Origin of the sequence: Aeromonas sp. ASNIH1 (genome assembly GCF_002934285.1) — a bacterium.
Taxonomy (GTDB): domain Bacteria; phylum Pseudomonadota; class Gammaproteobacteria; order Enterobacterales; family Aeromonadaceae; genus Aeromonas; species Aeromonas caviae.
Map to the genome: position 1 here is coordinate 3091744 of NZ_CP026228.1, position 21169 is coordinate 3112912.

15 protein-coding genes are annotated in these 21169 nt (G+C 62.6%); 14 read left to right on the forward strand and 1 reads right to left on the reverse strand.

The features are described 5' to 3' along the window. Positions 1-61 precede the first annotated feature (61 nt). The 13 genes from C2U37_RS15270 to C2U37_RS15330 are packed head-to-tail and all read left to right on the forward strand — an operon-like array spanning position 62 to position 11289. Entirely contained in the window at positions 62-961 is a 900-nt protein-coding gene (locus tag C2U37_RS15270) for a hypothetical protein (protein ID WP_158656265.1), read from the forward strand. Positions 962-1008: 47 nt separating this feature from the next. Beyond that, complete coding sequence (locus C2U37_RS15275; RefSeq protein WP_233768403.1) at positions 1009-1986, forward strand: N4-gp56 family major capsid protein; 978 nt, start codon at positions 1009-1011, stop codon at positions 1984-1986. Positions 1987-2043: 57 nt separating this feature from the next. Further along, positions 2044-2499: a hypothetical protein gene (locus tag C2U37_RS15280; RefSeq protein ID WP_104452601.1), complete on the forward strand. Its 456-nt coding sequence runs from the start codon at positions 2044-2046 to the stop codon at positions 2497-2499. A 2-nt stretch (positions 2500-2501) separates the two neighbouring features. Next, complete coding sequence (locus C2U37_RS15285; protein ID WP_104452602.1) at positions 2502-2900, forward strand: hypothetical protein; 399 nt, start codon at positions 2502-2504, stop codon at positions 2898-2900. Continuing rightward, positions 2897-5182 (forward strand): hypothetical protein, encoded by a 2286-nt coding sequence (locus tag C2U37_RS15290; RefSeq protein ID WP_158656266.1) that lies wholly within the window; start codon positions 2897-2899, stop codon positions 5180-5182. The genes C2U37_RS15285 and C2U37_RS15290 overlap by 4 nt, the downstream gene beginning before the upstream one ends. Continuing rightward, complete coding sequence (locus tag C2U37_RS15295) at positions 5175-6743, forward strand: hypothetical protein (RefSeq protein ID WP_104452604.1); 1569 nt, start codon at positions 5175-5177, stop codon at positions 6741-6743. The genes C2U37_RS15290 and C2U37_RS15295 overlap by 8 nt, the downstream gene beginning before the upstream one ends. Positions 6744-6752: 9 nt before the next feature. After that, positions 6753-7064, forward strand: coding sequence for a hypothetical protein (locus C2U37_RS15300; RefSeq protein WP_104452605.1), 312 nt, complete (start codon positions 6753-6755; stop codon positions 7062-7064). Continuing rightward, positions 7061-7390, forward strand: coding sequence for a DUF4376 domain-containing protein (locus tag C2U37_RS15305; protein WP_104452606.1), 330 nt, complete (start codon positions 7061-7063; stop codon positions 7388-7390). The genes C2U37_RS15300 and C2U37_RS15305 overlap by 4 nt, the downstream gene beginning before the upstream one ends. Before the next feature lie 16 nt (positions 7391-7406). After that, complete coding sequence (locus C2U37_RS15310; protein WP_104452607.1) at positions 7407-8351, forward strand: hypothetical protein; 945 nt, start codon at positions 7407-7409, stop codon at positions 8349-8351. 12 nt (positions 8352-8363) lie between these two features. After that, on the forward strand, positions 8364-8714 hold the full coding sequence (locus C2U37_RS15315) for a hypothetical protein (RefSeq protein ID WP_104452608.1): 351 nt from the start codon (positions 8364-8366) through the stop codon (positions 8712-8714). Between the two features lie 3 nt (positions 8715-8717). Continuing rightward, on the forward strand, positions 8718-9923 hold the full coding sequence (locus tag C2U37_RS15320; RefSeq protein ID WP_104452609.1) for a hypothetical protein: 1206 nt from the start codon (positions 8718-8720) through the stop codon (positions 9921-9923). Continuing rightward, the gene (locus C2U37_RS15325) at positions 9923-10441 is read left to right on the forward strand and encodes a hypothetical protein (protein ID WP_104452610.1); all 519 of its coding nucleotides are present in this window, start codon (positions 9923-9925) and stop codon (positions 10439-10441) included. Before C2U37_RS15320 ends, C2U37_RS15325 begins: the two co-directional genes overlap by 1 nt. Next, positions 10438-11289 (forward strand): hypothetical protein, encoded by an 852-nt coding sequence (locus C2U37_RS15330; RefSeq protein WP_104452611.1) that lies wholly within the window; start codon positions 10438-10440, stop codon positions 11287-11289. Before C2U37_RS15325 ends, C2U37_RS15330 begins: the two co-directional genes overlap by 4 nt. 38 nt (positions 11290-11327) lie before the next feature. Here the strand turns inward: C2U37_RS15330 and C2U37_RS15335 are convergent, their stop codons facing one another. Then, positions 11328-12227, reverse strand: coding sequence for a hypothetical protein (locus tag C2U37_RS15335; protein ID WP_104452612.1), 900 nt, complete (start codon positions 12225-12227; stop codon positions 11328-11330). A gap of 233 nt (positions 12228-12460) precedes the next feature. Here C2U37_RS15335 and C2U37_RS25115 point away from each other — a divergent pair, with 233 nt between their 5' ends. Beyond that, on the forward strand, positions 12461-21127 hold the full coding sequence (locus tag C2U37_RS25115; protein WP_104452613.1) for an LPD38 domain-containing protein: 8667 nt from the start codon (positions 12461-12463) through the stop codon (positions 21125-21127). Positions 21128-21169: the final 42 nt, after the last annotated feature.

Consider the following 21169-nt stretch of genomic DNA (forward strand, 5'->3'; position numbering starts at 1 on the left):
GAACGACCAAGCCGCACTGGATGCCAATCAGCAAGGCGCTGATAACAGCCCCGAACTGGATGTGTTCGCACAAGCGTCCAATGCCGCCGATGCGCGTTTGCGTGGTGAGTCGAGCAGCGACGAGAACCAGCAGCAGCAAGAGGAAGACGAGGATCAGCAAGCCGCCGGCAACGGCGACGAGCAACAGCCGCAACAAGGGGCCGCCCCTGCTCAGCAGGCAGCCGCCGACCATGAAGCGCTGTTTTCCAACGCCTCACCCGAGCAGAAAGCCTATCTCCAGTCGCTGATTGCCGACCGTGACAAGCAGGAGCAATCCGCCCGCTCTGCCAACGGCCGGTATGCCGCCTCCCAGCGGCAGCTTGCGGAGACTCAACGCCAGTTTGAGGAGCGAATGGCCGCCCAACAGGCCGATGGAGCGGGTGACGGTGAGGCCGCCGCCAAGCTGACCGCCCTGGAGGAGAGGATTGCTGCCATGCGGGAGGACTATCCCGACTTGGCCGATCACATGAATGGCATCGCTACAGAACTGCGCGGGGAGATTTCGCAAGCAACGAAGCCCGTTGCCGAACTGCGCCAACAGGCCGAGCTGGCGCGCCAGCAGGAGCTGATCGCCATCGAGACTGACGAGCTGACTCGTCGGCACCCCGACGCGATCCAGATTGTGCAGGATCCCGCTTTCCAGGCCTGGGTCGCACAACAGCCCGCCTCCGTGCAGCGCATCGCCAACTCGGACTACGCGGCTGACGCCGATGTAGCGCTGACGCTCTACAAGGCAACCCAGCTTCAAGCCCAACGCCAAGCCGAGGCTCAGCGCCAACAAGCCCGCCAGCGCAAGCTGGGGGACATGGCACCACTGCCCACCTCTCAGGGTCGCGCCACTGTCGATACGAGCGACGAGTCATCCCTGTTTGACCGGGCAGTGCGTGAAGCTGACCAGCGGCTGACCCAACGCAAATACTGATTCAGGAGAAATAAACCATGGCTTATACCGGCACCGCATACGGGGACGTGTCCCCCCGCGTGGGCATCATCGCCGAAGTGAAGATGCTCGAGCACGCCGAACCCATCCTCGTGCTGCAAAAGTTTGGCGACCCCAAGCCGCAGCCGAAGAACAAGGGCCAGACTGTGAAGTTCCGTCGCCCCGTGCCGTTCGCGGCGGCCACCACCCCGCTGACTGAAGGCGTCACCCCTGCTGGCAAGAAGATGGCCTATCAGGACGTGACTGTCACCATGGCGCAGTATGGCGACTTCTCCGAGCTGACCGACGTCATCGCAGACACCCACGAAGACCCGGTGCTGCAAGATATGCAGATGCTGCTGGGTGAGCAGGCCGGCGAGACCTTCGAGATCCTGACCTGGGGCGTTGTCTCCGGTGGCACCTCGGTGATCTACGCCAACGGCGCCGCCCGCAACGCGGTCAACACCCCGATCGCCCTGGCGAAACTGCGCCTGGCCTCGCGCTCCCTGAAGGCCCAGCGCGCCAAGAAGATCACCAAGATCCTGGCACCGTCCGTCAACGTGTCCACCAAGCCGGTGGAGGCCGCCTTCGTGGTGGTCGCGCACACCGACTGCGAAGCTGACATTCGTGGCCTGACCGGCTTCAAGTCCGTTGCTGAGTACGGCACCCGTCAGCCGCTGTGCCCGGAGGAAATCGGCTCCGTCGAAGACTTCCGCTTCGTGTTGTCCCCGGTGCTGAAGTCCCTGCCGGATGCCGGTGGCGCCAAGGGCACCATGGTATCCACCTCCGGCACCAATGCTGACGTGTACCCCATGGTGGTGCTGGCGCAGAACGCCTTCGGCATCGTCCCGCTGAAGGGCAACGGCGGCCCGGGTTCCATCGTGCCGATGATCCTCAACCCCAACACGCCGCGTGGCGGCGACCCCTTGGGGCAACGTGGCAGCGCCTCGTGGAAGTCCTGGTTCGCGGCGGTTCGCCTCAACGAGCTGTGGATGACCAGGATCGAGGTCGCTGTCACCGCGCTGTAATGGCGCAACCCTGGCCCGCCGCTTGGCGGGCCTCCTTTTTCTATCTGGAGCAAGACCATGGAACTGATCGACCTGAACAACTCTGACGCGACCACCCTGCGCAAGCACCTGCTGGAAACCTTCGGGGTAGAGAAGGCAGCCAACACATCCCGCGAGAAGCTGGTTGCCGCGATCCTTGAGCAGGAGCAAGCCCAGGGCATTGATCGCCAAGCGGGTGATGCTGCCAGCCAAGCCGCCATCACTGGCCAATCCAGCACTGAGAAGCGCGAGCTGGACAAGCAGGACAAGGTGAAGATCAGGATCTCACGCGATCCCCTGTCCCGTGGCAATGACGACGTGTACGCCTCCGTCAACGGCGTGGCCTATATCATCAAGCGCGAGGTCGTGGCCGAGGTTCCGCACTCCGTCTATCAGGTGATCTCCCAGGCGAACGAAACCCGCTACGAGCAGACCGAAGACGGCTCTCTGGTGCCGCGCACCGTGCCGTCCTACCCGATCTCCGTAGTGATGTAATCATGACCTTTCTGGAGCTGTGCCAACGGCTGCGGGCCGAATGCCAGGATCTCGGCAGCGGCCCCGAGACTGTCACGGGGCAAACTGGCCGCAACCAGCGCTACGTCGATGCGATCAGGGAGTCGTGGGTCAAGCTTCAGACCGGTCGCTCTGACTGGGACTGGCTGACTGGCGACACCCCGACCGCTTTGCAGGTGCTGACCGACGACGCCGACACCCCGTTCATTGACGAGGCATATCACGTCGTTATCGTCTGGAACGCCCTGCGCAAAATGTCGATCTCCGAGCTGGCCGAGGAGCTTATCCTGCGCGGCGAGGATGAGTTCGCGACGTGGCACACCCTTCTCTGCAAGAAGTACATATCCCAGAGCCTGAGCTTTGGCGGGTGGGGGAGCCTGTGAGACTACCAGAACGCAAGTTCGCCACGGTGCCGCTCGGGGGTGGGCTGGACTTTGCCACCCCGCCTATCGTTCGCAACCCGGGATTTGCCATTTCGGCGATCAACGTCGAGCCGGCGCCGACCCAGGGCTATCGCCGCGCCGTGGGGTATGACCGCTTCGACGGCCACCCCAGACCGTCCCAGACCAAGGGCTATTACCTGTTCCGCACGGACGGCTCGCAGGCCTTCCCGGCGGCGACCGGGTTCCCAGCGGTCACATGGTATGGCGGATCCGGCGTCCTGCTGCACACCAGCGGCGGGGATGCCTTTATCGGTGCGCTGGTAGCTCCCTCCCTGGCCATTGGCGACACCTTCACTGTCGGCGGTCAGGTGTTCACCCTGACACACGCCACGTCACGTGCGGCGCGCCAGATGGATGACGCCATTCTTGCCGCAGCCAGGGCCGCAGACTGGCGCCGTACCTTTATCGGAGCGGTGCCCGGGATCGGACCGGTGCGCTGCGTGGTGGCCCTGAGTGATTCGGTTTTCGCCATCCGTGACCAGAGCGTGAGCGAGGCGGCCCTGTTCAAAGCCACCGACGCCGGCTGGGTGGCGGTGGGAGCCATGGGCAAGCAGTTCCTGATCCGCGACGGCTACGGGCTCGATGACGGCGACATGGCGTTGATCAAGCACTCCAGCGGCACGACCGTGGATGTGGTCGCCCAGTTAGCGGCGGCGGGGGACGTGGGCGCCTGCACCGTGCCGAATGGTCAGACGGTAGTGTTTGGTGACACGCTGCGCAGCACGCCGCTGGCCACCTACGCCATGACGCTATCCGGGGCGCTGACCAGCGGGGCCACTCCAACGGCGGACACGGCCACCAACCAACTTGGTGGTGGCACCATCGCGGCAGCGGATGCGGCGGGATGGTATGCGCTGGTTGGCACAACCTGGTTCAAGGTGATCAGCTACCTGCTCAAGACGGGCACCATCCACACCCTGATCCTGAGCAACCCCCACGGCAAGACCGTGCCGAGCAACACGTCGATCACCCTGTACAAGCTGACGGCCTACGCCGAAGTGCAGGCGGTATCGGACATGATGCTCAAGGCCGAGGGAAAATACGACGCCTGTGTGTTCAACTTCTTCGGCGATCCGTCGATGCGCCGCGCCTATCTGGCTTCCGGCGTGCAGCGGGCTATCGAGTTGCGGGAAGACGGGCGCATGGTGCCACTGATCGCCAACGGTGACGATGCCGACGACAAGCCGAGCCTCGTTGAGGCGCACGCGGATCACCTGTTCTTGGCCTACAAGGGCGGCTTCTACATCCATTCCGGCCCCAGCAATCCGCTGTCGTGGTCTGGCCTGCTGGGGGCAGAGCAGTTCGCCGTGGGGGACGAGATTACCGGCATCACCACCACTGCGGGGGGCGTGCTGCTCGTGACCTGCCGCAATCGGACGGTCGCCCTGTACGGGACATCCCCGACCGACTGGCAGCAGAAGGTGATCTCCGAGTCGGTCGGCATCCTGGCCGGCACCCTGCAATCCACCTTCATCCCGGTGGGGTTGTCTGAGCGCGGGCTGGTGCGGCTGGATCGGGTGCAGGAGTATGGCGACTTCAGCCTTAACCTGCTCGACCCGAGCGAGAAGATCCAGCCCATTATCGAGCAGTTCAACTGGGTGGGCTCGTCCCAGGTGGCTGGCGCCAACCAGTATCGGCTCTACTCCAGCGCCGGCCGCAATCTGGCTATCAAGATCAATGCCGATGGCGCCATCGAAGTGACCGAGTTTTCCTACGGCTCACCCGTGCTGGACGTGTGGCGCTATGACGAGCTGGCAGAGCGCCAGTTCTTCACCCTGGCCAACGCCGAGGGCTACGTGTTCGAGCTCGATGAGGACGCAACCAGCTTTGACGGGGCCAACATCAACTGGCTGCTCCGGCTCGCCTATGCCCATTTCGGATCGCCACAGGTGCGCAAGTCGTGGCGCGGGGTGGAGTTCGAGCACTCGGTACAGGGCCGCCTCGATGTGAGGCTGGCATGGTCGCTGGACTACCGCCCCGGCATCACCTCGGAGAAGCAGGATGTTCATATCGACGCCAGCGGCAGCGGGATCTGGAACTACTCCAGTTGGAACAACTTCTACTGGATGTCAGAAGCCGAGGCGTCCAGTCGTGTGATCCCGCTGGACGGCACCGGCACCGCGCTGAGTCTGGCACTCTCTGGCCGCTCCAACTCCGAGCCCAATTTCATCATCACCGGCATGACGGTTGAATACATCCCCAGGAGGTACAAGCGTGGCTAACGAGTATTACGAACGCCTATCGGAAATGAACCCAGGCGATCTTGCCGATGGGTTGGCGATGGAGGCGGAATTTGACGCCATCTCCCAGGGCTTCAGCAAGCTGCCGACCCCGCACACGGGCGGCCAAGGCTTTGATGGCCCGGTGCGAGTGGGGGATGCAGTCAACACCGACGAGGCGGTCAGCCTCGGGCAGTTGAATGCAGCCATCGGTGAAGCCGTGCTGCTGCCCATCGCCACCTATGGCAACCTCTCGGCTGCCGCGTGGGGAACGCTGCCGTCGAATACCTATCTGCTGTTCGGCACCGGCGCGCAGTTCTCCAACACCCCTTACACCCTGGTGGCAGGGTCTACCTACTACCTGCAAGTGCGCCACGTCATCGGTGGGGGTGGGGTGTCGATCTACCACGACCAGCTATCGCTGGCCTCCACGGACGACGCCAGCAACGTCGATTTGCGGCGCCTGTTCGTGCGCACCGGCTCCAACCTTGCTGCCGCTATCTCGGGTGGCTGGGCTGGGTTCTCACTGAAGAAGGCGGCGCTCACGGCGTTGGAGTCGCTGATACCGTCAGCCGACCGCCTGGCCTACTATACCGACTCCGGGGCGGCCGCCCTGACCACGCTGACTGCCTTTGCGCGCACGCTACTGGACGATGCCGACGCGGCCGCCGCCCTTGTGACGCTCGGCGCATTCCCGCGAGCGGGGGGAGGGGTGACTGGCGATTTCTGGAGCGCCTCCGGCGGCTACCGGTTCGGGATGGTCAAGCACCTGGGTTCGCACACCGATGGGAAGTCGTGCCTCATCCTGCTGGCAAAGAAGTACGTTGGCACCCTGCTGGGTAAGACGGGATTCAATGGGCGCATCTTGTTCAGTCGTGGCTCTTCTATCGCAAATCACCAGACTGATCACGTTGATCTCAGTGTGGTGACGGCCCACAACCAGAACATGGGCAGGATGTTCCGCCGCTCTGGCACCTCCGTCACCACCTCCGCCAAGATCGTCGAGGTGACTTACAACGGGGGGGTGTATTACGCGCTCTATCGTGCAGCGGCTTCGATGGCTGAAGTCGTGGCTATCGGTCAGGCATTCGATGACACCCTCCCCACGCTGATCCCTAACGCCACCGGATACAGCCTCACTGACGTGGTGGCGACCGAGGAGGACTACCACAGAGGTAGCGTGCTCGGTGAGGTGTCTCAGAATTCCGGTGTGCCCACCGGAGCGCTCATCGAGGAAGGTAGTAACGCCAACGGCTATTACTGGAAGTTCGCCGGGGGGATGGCGATCACGCTCTGCGCCCTGACGATTAGCGGTGCCGCCGTCACAGCAACCGCTGGCAACTTGTTCCAGACCGCCGACGTACTGACCATCCAGCTGCCCATCACGTTAAACACCATCATCAGACCAGCCCTGGAAGTGCTTTACGCTTCTGGAGGGATGCGCCCATTCCCCGTTCTTTCATCGATATCCGCATCCAGTGTCTCGTTTGTTTTGCAGTGTGGCGGATCGGTTGCCTCGTTCTCTGGGACCGCTTATGCCATTGTGATCGGTCGCTGGTATTAAGGAGTAAAGATGAAATTAAGGTTCACGCCGGTACGAGCGGACGCTCCCATCACAGGCGCCGTTGCTGGTGACGTCATCACCCTGGGCGGCATAGTGATAGATCTCTCTCCCTTGCAGGAGGGTGGCACCCTGCCACACGGATCCATCGATCACCCGTCCGTTTTTGGTGACGTGGAGCGCCGCGATGGAGACATTTATCTCACCGTCGCCTGCTACCATGGCGCCAACGCTCCTTATGAAACCCGGTTCCCTTCTGCCGAATACATCGAAGTTGAGGGGGAGATCCCCTTCCCGGCCTACAACGAGACGGAGGCGCAATGAGCAACATCGACTGGTCTCAGCAGGTCACGGCTGACGACAAGGCTACCGCTGCCGCCGCGCAGGGTTATCAGGAGTGGAAGGCGCAGCGCATAGCGGCGGTCGCCGGGATCGTGGTGGAGGTGGACGGCCTGCGCTTCGATGGCGACGAGGACGCCCAGAACCGCATGGCTCGCGCCGTGGCGGCGGCCGACCTCATGACCGACACCACCGAGTGGACCCTGGCCGACAACACCGTCGCTATGGTGTCGGTGCAGACCCTGAAGACCGCATGCCGCCTTGCCGGCGAGGAACAGACCCGCATCTGGAATGAAGGCCGCCCGGCCTGATACCGAGGTAACCCCAATGGAAGTACAGAATCTGGCAGGCTTGGGCATTGACCAAGCCCGGCAAGGCACAGCCAAAAAACCATCGTTTGACGCCAGCAATGTCAACGACCAGCTCGGCGCCACCCTGAACCAAGGCGGACTGCTGATGCGCATGGCGCAGAGCAAGGGGCAGGGGCTGGCTGCCAGCCGTGGCCTGGGTAACTCCACTATCGGGATCGACGCCGCCCAGCGTGCCATGGTGGACGCGGCCTTGCCCATCGCCCAGCAGAATGCCCAGCAGGCGAACAGTCGATTCATGCAGGATGACTCCCAGTCGTTCACTGCCGGGCAGGCCGACCTGGATCGCAAACAGCAGTCGTCCATGCTGGATAAGCAGCAGAGCTGGCAGGGTGGGCAGAATGCCTTGGATCGAACCCAGCAACTGACCATGCAAGGCAACGACTTCAAAAACCAGGCGGCTCTCAATACCCAGAATGCCGCCTTGCAGAAAGCACGAGATCAGCTGCTCTACCAGCAGCAGCTCGGCACCCTGAGTGCAGAGGGGGCCCAGCGGTTGAAGGAGTTGGACGCCCAGCTCAAAAACCAGATGACGCTGAACAACCAGCAGAACCAGTGGAACAGCGCAGAGGCGCAGAAGGAACGTCAGCAACAGCTGACGGTGCTGGAGAAGCAGTTCGGGCAGGAGACGTCGCAATTGGCGCAGCAGGTGGCGGCCAACACCCATGGCATGTACCTGAGCGCTATCGACACGGCCATGAGCAGCTACAACGAGCGCTACGCGGCCCTGATGGCAGATTCCACCATCAAGACCGCCGACAAGACCACGATGCTGAACAACATGAAGAACGAGCTCAACTCGACGCTCACCATGTACCAGAAGCTCTATTCCAACATCAACACCATTAACCCGGACTGGACGAAGTTCCCCACCACCAGTTTACCCGGCGTCAAGGTATCGTAAGGAGCGCACCACATGTTCGACCTCGGAAGTATCGCGTCCAGCGTGCTGGACTATGCCGACGACGCGGCCAGCTCCGTGCTGGGCGGGATCTCGACCGCCGGAAGCTGGATGCAGGCTAACCCCGGCGCGGCCACCTTGCTCGGCTCCGCCCTGGTGGCGGGTGGCTCGTACCTCGAGAACCGCGACACCCTGAAGCGCCAGCGCGAGGATCGGGACGCGGAGTGGAAGCACAAAGACGAGTACGCCATGCCAGCCAGTGCCGGGCTCGACTTCAATGTCACGCCTGGCGAGGTGGGCGGGATGCAGGATGGCGTGCTGACCAACGGCTTGCTCGCCGGTATGTCCAAGCAGAAAAAGGGGTAAGTCATGTCACGAGAAAGCGGCGCAGGCCCGGAGCGCAACGGCAACGGCGGCGGGATGAGCGGGAACACCGGCAGGGGAGGCGGCGGCTCGTCCAGCGGTGGCAAGGGGGGCGGCCGGAATGATAGCGGCGGGGCCAGCAGCAAGGGGTCCAGCAAGAGCAGCAGCTCCAGCAGTAAGAACGACAAGATGGGGGGTAAGCAGAGTAGCAGCCAGAGCACCGGGTACAGCTCGATGGGCGGCGCGTCCAGTTATGGGATGGACAAGGGATCGTTCGCCAACTCCATCGGGGCCAACAACGAGGGCAAGCAAGCAGGTAAGGGCGGTGGCAAGAACGACGGCACCCTGTCGCAGCGGGTGAAGTCGGTCAGCAGCGTGGCCCAGGCTATCGCCTCCCGTCCCAGTGCCAGCGCCAGCATGCTGGGGACGAGCGTGCCCTCATATGCCCGTCCTGGGTATGGCGACACCATCAACGCCCAGCGCCAGCAGTTGGCCGGGCCGACCAGCAGCGGAGCCAGCTCGGCCGGCACGGCTGCCAGCTATGGCATGACGGAGGACCAGTTCAACAAGACCATCGGTACCGACAATTTCAACGGCACGATCAACAACCTCGTTGGCAAGCTGGATCGCGGTACCGCCTCCGAGACGGACAAGGCCTCTCTCGGGCAGGCCGCCAGCGACTACAACAACCTGCGCGGCGCGGGCATCCTTGGTCGCATCGCTGGCGGAGCCTTGGGCAAGTCGGCGGTCCAAGGCCTGGTGGGGTACGCCATGGATGCCCCATCCGACTACCTGTCAGGGCAGGCGCGATTGGCCGCCACCGGCGATCTGGATACCGGCCGCCTGACCGGCCAGCGCGGTGAGGTGGGGGACGGTGGATGGGGTGATAGCGCCCTGAACGGGGTAATGTCGATCCTGGGGCTGGCTGCACCGGGGGCTGGCTTGCTGACCAGTGCGGCAGGCGCCGCAGCAACGAGCAGTGCCCCCGGGTTCGGTGGCCTGCTCAACAACATGGCGAACCAAGCCGGCTACGGCCAGACCGGTGACAGCAATGGCGGCGGCAGTTCCGGCGACACTCGCGGCACGGCGACCAGCCAGACCGCCACGCCGGGGCAAGCGGAGTCCACGCTCGACGAGAACTACCGCTATGACCCGACCAAGTACCAATTCAAGGGCGGCACCCGTGCTGCCACGCCATGGAGTTACAACTGATGGGACTGTTACAGAACATGCAGGGGGGGCAAGGCGCCCCCCAAGCCGGCCAGCAGGCCGGGGATGACCCGATGCAGAAGGCCCTCATGGAGATGCTGGGGGCAACCCTGATGGGGGACGGCGGCGAAGCGGTGGCCAGCCGGATCGGCGCTGGCGAGGACAAGATCCAGGGGGTGGCCGAGGCCGTTGGCAGCGGGATTTACACCATCCTGAAGCAGGCCCGTGACGCGGGTCGCTCGGTGCCGGCCAAGAACATCGTCAAGGCGCTCTATGAGGGCTGCCGGGAAATGCTGACAGCCGGCAAGATTGACGATGCCGACAGCAAGATCGACGCCTTGGCTCGCGCCCTTCAGCACCTCGTGCAGATGGACCAGCAAGCCGATGTGATCGACGACCAGATCCTGGCTGAAGCCGGTCAGCTGCTCCAGCAGATCGTCGCCAAGATGGAAGAGGCTGAAGCTGGCGGGCAAGCGCCAGCGACGCAACAGCCCGCACCGCAACCACAGGAGGCAGCATGAGCTTACTCGCCGCACTCGCCAAGGGGCTGGGCGCCGGCACCGTCGCCAACGCCAACCAGGGGTTTGACAAGATCAAGCAGGCGCAGGTGGCGGCAGATCGCGCCGCCCTGACCGAACAGGAGTACAACCGCCGCGACAGTCAGATCGCCGCCCAGCTCAAGGCCGGGCGCGAGGAGACCGACGCCCGCATTGCCGCCAACCGTGAAGATACCAACGCCAGGCTCGCCGCCCAGAGCGCCGAGAACGACAAGCAGCGGCAGCATGACCTTGCCTTGTTCCAGCAGAAGCTGGGGGTGGAGCTGCAGGCGGCCAACGCCAGCGCCAACGCGCGGGGGCGCGAGAACTACGCCAAGAACCTGATGAGCTCCCTCGATGCCATCAACAAGCGCATGGCCGAGGTGGAGCAGCTGGGGGAGGACAAGATCAGCCCGGAGCAGCGCGCCAAGACCATGACTGGACTGAAGTTCGCAGGGGCGATGATCACTGCCGACCCGAACGCCCAGCAGATGCTCAATGAGCATGGCGGCGGCGGCTATGTGACTTACTTCCAGTCCTTTATGCCGGATGTCAGCCCACAGGGGGAGGGTGGGGGAGAAGCACCGCCGCCACAAGCGACCACGGCACCGCCGCGGCCTGGTAGCACAGGCGGTGGCTCTGCCACCTCTGACGGGCGACCGGCTTATACCAAGGGGGGCTACGGCGGCTTGCTCCAGCATATTGGTAGTGGCGGTGACCGCGCTGCGGAGAAGGCTGTTATCAACCAGATGCTGTCGGCGCCGGTGCTTAACCGCAATGCGAACAAGAGCACGCAGGCAGCTGATGCGTATCAGCGGATGTACCAGCGATAAGCGCCCATGAAAAAGCCCGCCATTTGGCGGGCTTCGCATCAGTTTGGCAGCTTGTCTTTAAGTGCATCATACCCCGTTGTATCGAACACGACGCCATCGACGTAGATCGTCTTTTTGCTCCCGATAAGGCTGAGAATGTACTTCGCATCCTGGCCGTCGATGATGTAGGAGCAGGCCAGCTTCCCGTCCTGGCTCATCACATCAACCTTGGGTGAAAAGTCTTCATTCTCTATCGATAGCCCTGATTTGCATTCAGCATAATCTGGCTGGTCAGTTTCCAAGAAGGTGATCGCCGCCTTGGATCTATCTCCTGCAATCATGATAGAGGCGTTATTGGCACTGACAGACTTGAGGCTCGCAATGAACAAGCTTCCATTCTGAGAGGCCATCCAGTTCCCATGCCTGGTAACCGACGAGGGCTGACTATCCACCTGTCCGGCAGCATTGGCCATGCTGTTGAGTTGGCTGCCAATGGCATCCTCTTGGGCGCCACCAGCGGCGAAGTAGTTGCTCATGATGGAGTCAAAGCCGCGCACATCCATATCATGGCCGTTCAAGTTGATGGTGTCAGCAGCAGCCATTTTGTTGGCGATATTGAGCGCATTCACCCCGAACACCTGGACATAACACACTGTGTGTCCAGCCTTCTGTTTCTTGGTGGCTTCTGCGATGAAGCGCTGGCGATCCACGACAAGTTCACCTTCGCATTTTGTGGCATTGAAGCTCACATAGGTCAGCGCTCGGTCGTCGTTGAGTGCTTCATAGGAGACTGCAGACTCCCCGTCGCGATATGACGCACCGATCCAGCCCTTCTGCCCGTTCCAGTCCTTGACGATTTCCCATCGATTGGTGTCCTTGCCATCGACAGAGACAAGCTCGTGTTTGGCACAACCAAACATCAGGGTGGAGGACACCACTGCAACGGCGACTCTCTTCATTCTTCTCATCCTTTGTTGTCGAATCCATTCTGGTAAGCGCCACATCTTGAACCAAACGACGCCTTTGGTCATTGATGGAACTCACACGGCTGATTTCTGTTTCTCCAGTATTGGGATTGTCGCCATGTGTATCCAGAGCCGCGCTTGCCATTTAACCCCCACTGGCACAAAATTTCCCCATCATGGCCGGACCCTTCACTGGGGCCGGCTTTTTTATTTCTGGAGAGTCACGAATGTCAGATCGTCGCATGCCCACCTATGAAGATTTTCTGCGCCAAGAGATGCGGAACATCCATCAACCCGATCCGGAGCCGACCAGTGATCAGGGGGTTATCGGCGATACCGTCGATATGTTCCAGCGCGGGGTCGGACAGACCTTTGGCGGTGATGCTGAAACCCTGGGGCAGTTGACCGACTCGCAGACCATCAAGGACGCCGGTCGCGCCATCTCCGATTGGGGTGAGGGGCAGATGCAGGAAGTTTCCCCCGAGATGCGGGCGGCGATGGACAAGCAGTTTGTGGTGGAGAACCCGGACGGTTCGATCAGTGCGGGCGATGCCTGGGCGGACCCTCGCGCCTACTGGGGCAACTTCGCCACCGTGCTGGGCCAGTTCGCTGGCCTAATCGGCGGCACCAAGGGGGCGGGCGTTGTCGCCAAACCGCTGATCCGCGGCATGGCCAACCGCCTCGCCACCGACCTGGTGGAGGGGGAGGCCAAGCGACTGGTCGCCAAGGCCACCGTGAAGGATGCCCTCAAGAGCGGCACCATGGACAGCGTGCGGGCCGCCTATGCCGCCGCACCGACTGCCGTGGCCAAGAAGGCAGTGATCGACAAGGCGGTCGGGCAGCTCGCTTTCATCGGCTACGGCGCGCACGCGGGGGCGATGGCTTCCGGCATGCGCGCCCAGCAGGCGGAGAGGGAGACCCGCGACTACCTCAACAACCTGGGCCCGGACGCCCTGAACGAGAATGCCGATTACCAGAGCGCCTACTGGGGGTTGGCCGATGGCGAGATGAATGGGGCCGATCCCGGCGAGATCCGCTCTGCCGCGATCAGCTACCTGTCAGAGCAGGCGGCGAGCAATGCCTTTCAGGATCCCCGCGCCCTGGCCTCTGACTTTGCCTCTGGCCTGCTGACTGGTGCCGGCGGCGGCATCGGTGGTGTGCTGGGCAAGGTGGGCCAGACCCGCGCTGGCGCAGCGGTGCGTGGCTTTGTGGGGGAGGGTGCAACCGAGGGGTGGCAGGGTGCCGAGACCCAGCGAGCCGTCAACGAGGCGGTGCAGGAGTGGGCCGACGAAACCCGCGACCCGATGGCGGGCGTGCTGGTTGCCGGCTTGAATGAGGCGATTGTGGGCGGCATGGCTGGCGGCGGGCTGGCTGGTGTGGTTGGCCCAGAGGTGCACATCAACAAGCCGGTGGTGCGCACCGTCACCGGTAACGAGTGGATCGACCAGGGGATCGGGCATCTTGACCAGCGCCAAGCCGAGCGCGGCGCCGCCATTGAGCGAGAGATCGATACCCTGTTCGCCGGTAAACAGAACCCCTTGGGCGCGAGCAATCAGGCGTTCGACCCAGTGCGCGATATTCCGGCCTACCAGCGGCAGGGCTTTGTGCGCGGCTCCCACGACTTCAAGGGTACCGAGATCCCGGGGCCACTGGAGGGGGAACTGCTGCCGCCGGAAACCGGCCTTGTGCCGCAGTCCGACAGCACTGGTCTGGTGTCGCAGGGCGGCACCTCTGCGCAAGAGCTGGCGGAGCTGGCCGGCGGCCGGATGCCGCCGAGCGGTCGCCCAGCCGTGACCGACCAGCGCCTTGATGGCGACCTGATGCCACAGGAGCTGGGGCAGGATCGCGCCGGATTGCCAGGAGCCACCATCGAGGGGGATGGCCGTGAGGTAGGTACCGAGCTGCCCTATCGCGACTTCATCGTCGGCGAGGATGGCCGCCCGGCCCAGCGCCGCGCCGCCGACATTCAGCGCCGTGGTCGCGAGCTGGCTGACCAGCCCGCCCAGATTGGCCAGTCGGACACCATCTTTGTGCCCGGCAAACCCGGCACCGACACCCGCAACAGCGAATACACCCCGCCGCGCCTCTCTCGCGATCAGGTTGATCGCACCCTGGGGGAGGAGTCCACCCGGGATCCGCGCTCACCGGTCAGCCAGGCCATTGCCAATGCAGGCAGCGCCACGGATAGCGTGTTCGGCCCCCTGCAGTCCCTGCGAGTCACCAAGAGAGGCAAGCCGTTTGCCAGCCAGAAGGAGGCGCAGCTGGCATCCCGAGCGGATGAGCAGCCGGTGGCACTCAATGGCGGCGGCTTTGGGATTGCCAACCGTGGCGAGGTTGAGCAGGCCAAGGCCGCCGACCAGGTTACCGATTTTGCGGATCGCCCAACCATCAACGTAAGTGGTGATTCCGTTACGGTCACGTCCTCTTCGGAGGGCGCGGCCAGCCAACCACAAGCAGAGGTGCGCGATGAACAGATTGCCCCAGTATCTTCAATCAGCGGTGAGGGACAGAGTGATCAGCCTGGCGCAGGCGTGCCGACTGCAGCAGGCGCTGAACCAGCCATTACCGGATTCGCCGATGGAGCTGGAGCCGGAGATCGGGCAGATCTCGCTGCGCCTGCACCTGTACCTGACGGACAGCAGCAAGATGACCAAGCACTGACAGCCCCGGCCGCCGACGCCGGGGTTGTTGTTTCTGGGACGGCACAACCGGATCCAGTCGTTGTGGCTACGCCAGCCGCCAGCGAGCCGGCGAAGCAGATCGAGGCTGCCCGCGCAGAGGTGGCGCCGGAACCCACCGAGGCGCAGAAGGAGGCTGGCAACTACAAGAAAGGCCATCTCAAGCTGCAGGGGTTGGACATTGCGCTCGAGAACCCGAAGGGGTCTATCCGATCCGGTACCGATCAGGATGGTAAGGCGTGGCAGTCAACCATGGCCCACGACTATGGCTACATCAAGCGCACCCTGGGGGCGGACGGTGATCATGTCGATGTGTTCATCGGCGACCAGCCACAGAGCGAGACGGTCTATGTGGTGGATCAGGTGGACCCCAAGACCGGCAAGTTTGACGAGCACAAGGTGATGATGGGGTTTGCCGACGAGCAGGCCGCCAGGGATGGGTACCTGGCAAACTATGAAAAGGGGTGGAAAGGTCTGGGCGCCATCAAGGCGATGCCGGTGGAGGAGTTCAAGAGTTGGCTCAAGGCAGAGGATACGACCAAACCGATCAGCCATACCAAGTCCGCCTCGCAGGACAAGATCGGCGATTTCGGCGAGAAGATTGGCGGTGCCCGCAAGGATGTGTTTGCCACCTACAAGGACGACATCAAGGGCGGGACCGCCGAGGAGATCAAAGAGTTGCCGCTGTCCCAGGCATGGCCCGCGCCAGACTACCAGCAACTGATCGATAGCGGCCTCAGTCCCAAGGCGGCGGCACTGATGCGCTCAGCGCGGGACATCATTCCCGCGAAGCCGCGCAGTGGCCACAAGGTGGCGAGCTGGGCTAAGGCAGTCAAGGCAATGCGCGATATGGCGCTGGGCATGCTGGATGGCAGCGTCGATCCCGCTACTGCTGCCCGAGTCATGGAGCAATCCAGTTTGCGCGGTGCCGATACCATCCTGAATCGCTCCGAACTGTATGAAGCCGTTGGTCATCAGCGCAGCCTGGCTGATCTGGATCTGAGTGTCGGCAGCTACAGTCTGTTTGAGGGAAGGGAGTACAACCCTCCAAAGGCCATCTGGACGGTGAGGCGCGAGAGTAGTGGCAGCAACTGGCCGCGCATCATCGTGCAGGCCGACAGCAAGGCGCAGGCCATTGACGAGTTCAAGCGCCGCTATGAGGAGCTGACATCCGCAGATAGAAAGCCCAAGGCTGCCACCTTCGACATCTACAGCGAAGATGGTCGCCGCACTTGGCGAGTCGGTAAGAAGGTGGGGCGCAACTACATTCCACTCTCGCCAGTCTTTAATAACCTGAGCGAAGCACGCACTTATCGTGACGAGCGCCATGATGAGCTGGTCAAGGTGCTGGAAGCTCGCAAGGCGATCCCCAATGAGCGCCGCGATCTCAACCAACCGCGCGTGGGTGAGGATATGCGCGGTGGAGCCGATGTCACGCCACAGCTGTTCACCGATGCTTTCGGCTTCCGTGGGGTGGAGTTTGGTAACTGGGTGGATGGCAAACGCCGCCAGCAAGATCTGAATAATGCATTTGACGCGCTGATGGACATGTCTGCCGTGCTGGGTATCCCCCCCAAGGCATTGTCACTCAACGGTAAGTTGGGCCTGGCCTTCGGGGCTCGTGGCAGTGGCGGCGTCAATCCTGCAGCGGCGCATTTCGAACCGGGCAAGGTGGTAATCAACCTAACAAAGATTAACGGCGCCGGTTCGCTCGGCCACGAGTGGTGGCATGCCCTCGATGACTACTTTGCCAAACTACGCAGCGGCAAGGAGAACATGACAGAGGCACTGGATGTGGAGCTGGCGTCCCGTGGTAGCAACTTTGCCCACCGTGGTGAGGTGCGCCGGGAGATGGTGGAGGCGTTCGGCGCGGTGATGCGGTCCATCAAGCAGACCGCGCTCAAGGCGCGTTCCTCCAAGCTCGACAGTAAGCGCACCAAGCAATACTGGACCACCAACACCGAGATGAGTGCGCGGTCGTTCGAAAGCTACCTTATCGCCAAGCTGCAGGATCAGGGAGTCAGCAACGACTACCTAGCCAACATCGTGGATGAGGCGACCTGGGAGGCATCTTCCAAGCTGGGCTGGGAACTGGATGACAGTTACCCCTATCCGACCGCAGGGGAAGTGCCGGCCATTCGAGCCGGCTTCGATCATTTCTTCGATACCCTTGATGCAAAGCAGGATGGGGATCGCGTCATCCTCTTCTCCAAGAAAGCCATGGCCCAGGGTGACAAGCCGGCCAAACACCTGACCCGCAAGGAGGCAGAGCTGGTTGCCCGCGAGTGGTTCAAACAGTATCGCGGGGCGAGCGGTATCGATGTGCAGATCCACGCCACCCAGGCCGAGCTGGAACAGGCGCTGGGGCTGGATGCCAAGGACGGTCTGATCCGGCGTGCGGCGTTCGATGATGATGCCGGCACCCTGCATGTAGCGGCCGATACCATCGCCGATCCCAAGCGGATGCGCGAGATCCTGCGCCATGAAGTGCTGGCCCACTACGGCTTGGCCAACGTGCTGGGTGACGGGGAATACACCAAGCTGATGAGCCGGCTTATCCAGTCCCAGAAAGACCCCAGCATGAAGGTGGTATGGGACTGGGTGAACACCCATTATGCCGACGAGGATATCGGCACCCAGGCTGAGGAGGTGGTGGCCCACCTCGCCGAGCTGGAGCAAGGGGCTTGGGGTCGCGGCTGGGATCGTGTCGTGTCTTGGGTCACCCGTGCGCTGCGCGCCGTTGGTTTCGTACCGGATGGCATCACCGCTGCGGAGACGCGATCCCTGATTGAAGGGCTTGGCAAGAAACTGCGAAAAGCAGATGCAGAGGTGGGCGCAGCAGAAGGGGAGAGGCTGTGGTTCAGTGCCGAGCGTTCCCCCTGGGGAGAAGACTTCCCCGAGGTGATCCTGCATGGCCGCTTGGCCGATGCAACTAGCCACCCTGACTATGCGGCTGCCAAGGGCGGCGATGACGCAGCAGCGCGTAGGCTGGTCCATGACGTGCTTTCACCTGATGCCATTCGGCAGCTCAAGGCCCTGATCGGCGACAGGGAGGCCATCGCCCTCGGCGTACATGCCGAGGAGGCAGTGAGCCGCAATGCCATTCCCCGCGCCATGGCGGACGTGCTGGGTAAGGTGCTGGGCATTGATGTCGATCTCGACATTGTGCAGTCTGCCAAGGTGGGGCGCACCGCGCAGGACGGATTTGGCCGCCTGGCGAATCAACCCACTTTCGATGGCCCGGTTCGCACCGACAAGCCCTACCTCATCATGGACGACACCCTGACCCAGGGCGGCACGTTGGCCAACCTCAAGGGTTACATTGAACACCGGGGCGGAGAGGTGCTCGGCGCCACGGCGTTGACCGGCAAGCAGTATTCAGCCAAAATTGCCATGGACCGCTCAACCATTGAGCAACTGCGAGACCAGTATGACGGCACAGACCTTGAGGCGTGGTGGCAAAACCAATTCGGCTACGGCTTCGACTCCCTCACCGAGTCAGAAGGCCGATACCTCCTTCGTGCCAAGGATGCTGACAAAATCCGAGATCGAATCGCTGCGACAGGACAACCATCGCCGTCACGAGGAAAACATGAAAGCACTCGAGACGATGGATCTCTCCCGCCTGATGGTCTGAAGTTCAGCCAGTCCCATGCCGCCGACGAGGCGCTGCAAAAACTCAACCTGGGTGCCAAGCCCGACATCATCGACAAGACCAAAGTGAATCTGGACAAGCTGCGCAAGGTAGAGCGCGGCATGGTGAAGTCGTGGCTGGATCGGTTCGTCAAGAAGGCCAACACCGAGGTGCTGGATGCGCTGGCCCCCATCAAGTACGCCGAGGACGAGGCTGGTGTAACGGATGCCGCCGACTCCGGCTATGTGGCGGCCCGGATGGCGACGGGGGCAGCCTCCACCATGCAGGCGACCATGCTTTACGGTCTGCCGGAGTGGAGGGATGGGGTGATCCAGCGCAAGGCCGGTACCGGCGAGAAGGACGCGCTGCTGGGTATCTTCTCCGATCTGGGAAAGGATCTGCACAACTGGCTGGGGTGGATGGCTGGCCACCGGGCCGAGCTCCTGATGGAGCAGGGCCGCGAGAACCTGCTGAGTGAGCAGGACATTGCCGCCCTGAAGGGGCTTGGCAAGGGGAAGGAGGCCAAGTTCATGGAGGCCAAGGCCCGCTGGAATCGGCTCAACGCCGCCACCCTGGATCTGGCGCAGGAGGCTGGACTCTTTACCCAGGAGGCGCGGGCCGAGTTCGAGAGCGAGTGGTACATCCCCTTCTTCCGTGAATCCGACGATGGCGATGTGATCGCCCCCTTCAAGCCAAAGGGGATTGCGAATCAGAACGCCGGCATCAAGAAGCTCAAGGGCGGTGAGGCCAACACCAACGACCTGCTCGAGAACATCTTCACCTCCACCTCCAAGCTGATCGACGCCTCTATGAAGAACATGGCGGCCCAGAAGACCGTCTGGAACCTGGCGGACACCGGACTCATCGACGTGGTGGCGAAGCCCAACATGATGGACTGGCGCGCCCTCAAGAACGGCAAGGACCTGATCGCCATCAAGATGGACGGCGAGGACTACATGATCCGGGTGAATGACCCAGACCTCTATCGCGCCATGACCTTCTTCGATCGCCAGCCGTTCGGCGCCATGGTCAATGTGGCCGCCAAGGCCAAGCGCCTGCTCACCGCCGGGGTGACTGCCTCCCCCGAGTTCATGCTGCGCAACTTCCTGCGCGACTCGCTCTCGAGCTGGGCGATCAGCAAGGACGGCTTCAAGCCGGTGATCGACTCCATCAAGGGAGTGAAGAAGACCCTGGCCATGGAAGGGAGCACCCTGGATGTGATGTTCAGCGGCGCCTCCTTCCTGGGCGGCTACGTGAATGGCAATGACCCAGAGGCGATGGCCGATACCGTGCGTAAGTCGCTGCGACGCAAGGGGATGACGCCCGAGCAAATCGCCCGCTACGAAAAGAGCATTATCCGCAACGCCGCTCAGGCAAAGGGCGTGGTTGCCAATGTGTGGGAGAAGTACAACCGCTATGGCGAGGCTTTCGAGAATGCCAACCGCGAGGCGGTCTATGCCGCAGCCATCAAGGCTGGTAAGAGCCACGCCCAGGCGGCGTTCGAGTCGAAGGACCTGATGGATTTCTCCATGCTTGGTGCCTCACGCACCATGCAGGTCATGACCCAACTGCTGCCGTTCTTCAATGCCCGGGTGCAAGGTCTAGGCAAGCTGACCCGCGAACTGCGAGACAACCCGAGAGCCATCGCCAAACGTGCAGGCATGATCACGGCTGCGAGCCTGGCTCTGCTGGCCGCCAACTGGGACGATGAGCGATACGAAGAGCTGCCGGATTGGGACAAGGATGCCAACTGGCACTTCTTTGTCGGCGATCAGCACTTCCGGATCCCCAAGCCGTTCGAGATTGGCGTGCTGTTTGGCACCATCCCCGAGCGCATGGTGCGTGCCATGGGGGGCAAGGATACCGGTGCCCAGCTCGGCAAGGCCGTGGCCAGGGCGGTCGGTGAAACGTTCGCGCTCAACCCCACGCCTCAGATCGTCAAGCCGTTGGTGGAGTCCTACTTCAACTACGATGCCTTCCGTGGCGGCCCCATCGAGAACGCGCAGGACCTCGCAGTGCAGGCGGAAGCGCGCTACAACGAGCAGACCAGCCTGATGATGCGTGAGCTTGGCGATACCCTGGGGATGTCGCCCAAGAAGCTGGAGCACCTGCTGATCGGATACACGGGCACCATAGGCAGTTACGTGATGGCGGCGGCCGATGGCCTGATCCGTGCCAACTCGCCAGGGGAGTCTGCCAGCTGGCGCGCCGATGAGATCCCGCTGGTAAAGGCGGTTTACCGCGGCAGCGGGCCGGCGAAGTCTACTCAGCACATGGAGGAGTTCTACCGGATGCTGAACGAGGTGAACCAGCTCAAGCGCACCGTTGACCAGTACCGCAGTGAGGGGCTCACCGATAAGGCGAACGAACTACTGAAAGAACAGGGCGGGATCCTGAAGTCTCGCCGCAGCCTGAGCCAAACCCAGCAGCAGGTCAGGGTGGTGCGCAACAAGATAGAGCTGATCCAGCGCGACCGCACCATGTCCGCTGATGAGAAGCGCCGGCGCATCGACGGGCTCCTGTCTCGCCGCAATGACCTGGTGTACCAGGCGGTCAACAAGAATCGCCAGAACTGGGAATAACGGCCCTGTCGTGACCACGGAAAACAGAGTATTCTGAGGCCT

Coding starts and splice junctions, on each gene's coding strand:
- C2U37_RS15305 (WP_104452606.1), top strand. CDS start 7,061: ATGAGCAACATCGACTGGTCTCAGCAGGTCACGGCTGACGACAAGGCT.
- C2U37_RS15300 (WP_104452605.1), top strand. CDS start 6,753: ATGAAATTAAGGTTCACGCCGGTACGAGCGGACGCTCCCATCACAGGC.
- C2U37_RS15325 (WP_104452610.1), top strand. CDS start 9,923: ATGGGACTGTTACAGAACATGCAGGGGGGGCAAGGCGCCCCCCAAGCC.
- C2U37_RS15285 (WP_104452602.1), top strand. CDS start 2,502: ATGACCTTTCTGGAGCTGTGCCAACGGCTGCGGGCCGAATGCCAGGAT.
- C2U37_RS15335 (WP_104452612.1), bottom strand. CDS start 12,227: ATGAAGAGAGTCGCCGTTGCAGTGGTGTCCTCCACCCTGATGTTTGGT.
- C2U37_RS15315 (WP_104452608.1), top strand. CDS start 8,364: ATGTTCGACCTCGGAAGTATCGCGTCCAGCGTGCTGGACTATGCCGAC.
- C2U37_RS15330 (WP_104452611.1), top strand. CDS start 10,438: ATGAGCTTACTCGCCGCACTCGCCAAGGGGCTGGGCGCCGGCACCGTC.
- C2U37_RS25115 (WP_104452613.1), top strand. CDS start 12,461: ATGTCAGATCGTCGCATGCCCACCTATGAAGATTTTCTGCGCCAAGAG.
- C2U37_RS15320 (WP_104452609.1), top strand. CDS start 8,718: ATGTCACGAGAAAGCGGCGCAGGCCCGGAGCGCAACGGCAACGGCGGC.
- C2U37_RS15310 (WP_104452607.1), top strand. CDS start 7,407: ATGGAAGTACAGAATCTGGCAGGCTTGGGCATTGACCAAGCCCGGCAA.
- C2U37_RS15280 (WP_104452601.1), top strand. CDS start 2,044: ATGGAACTGATCGACCTGAACAACTCTGACGCGACCACCCTGCGCAAG.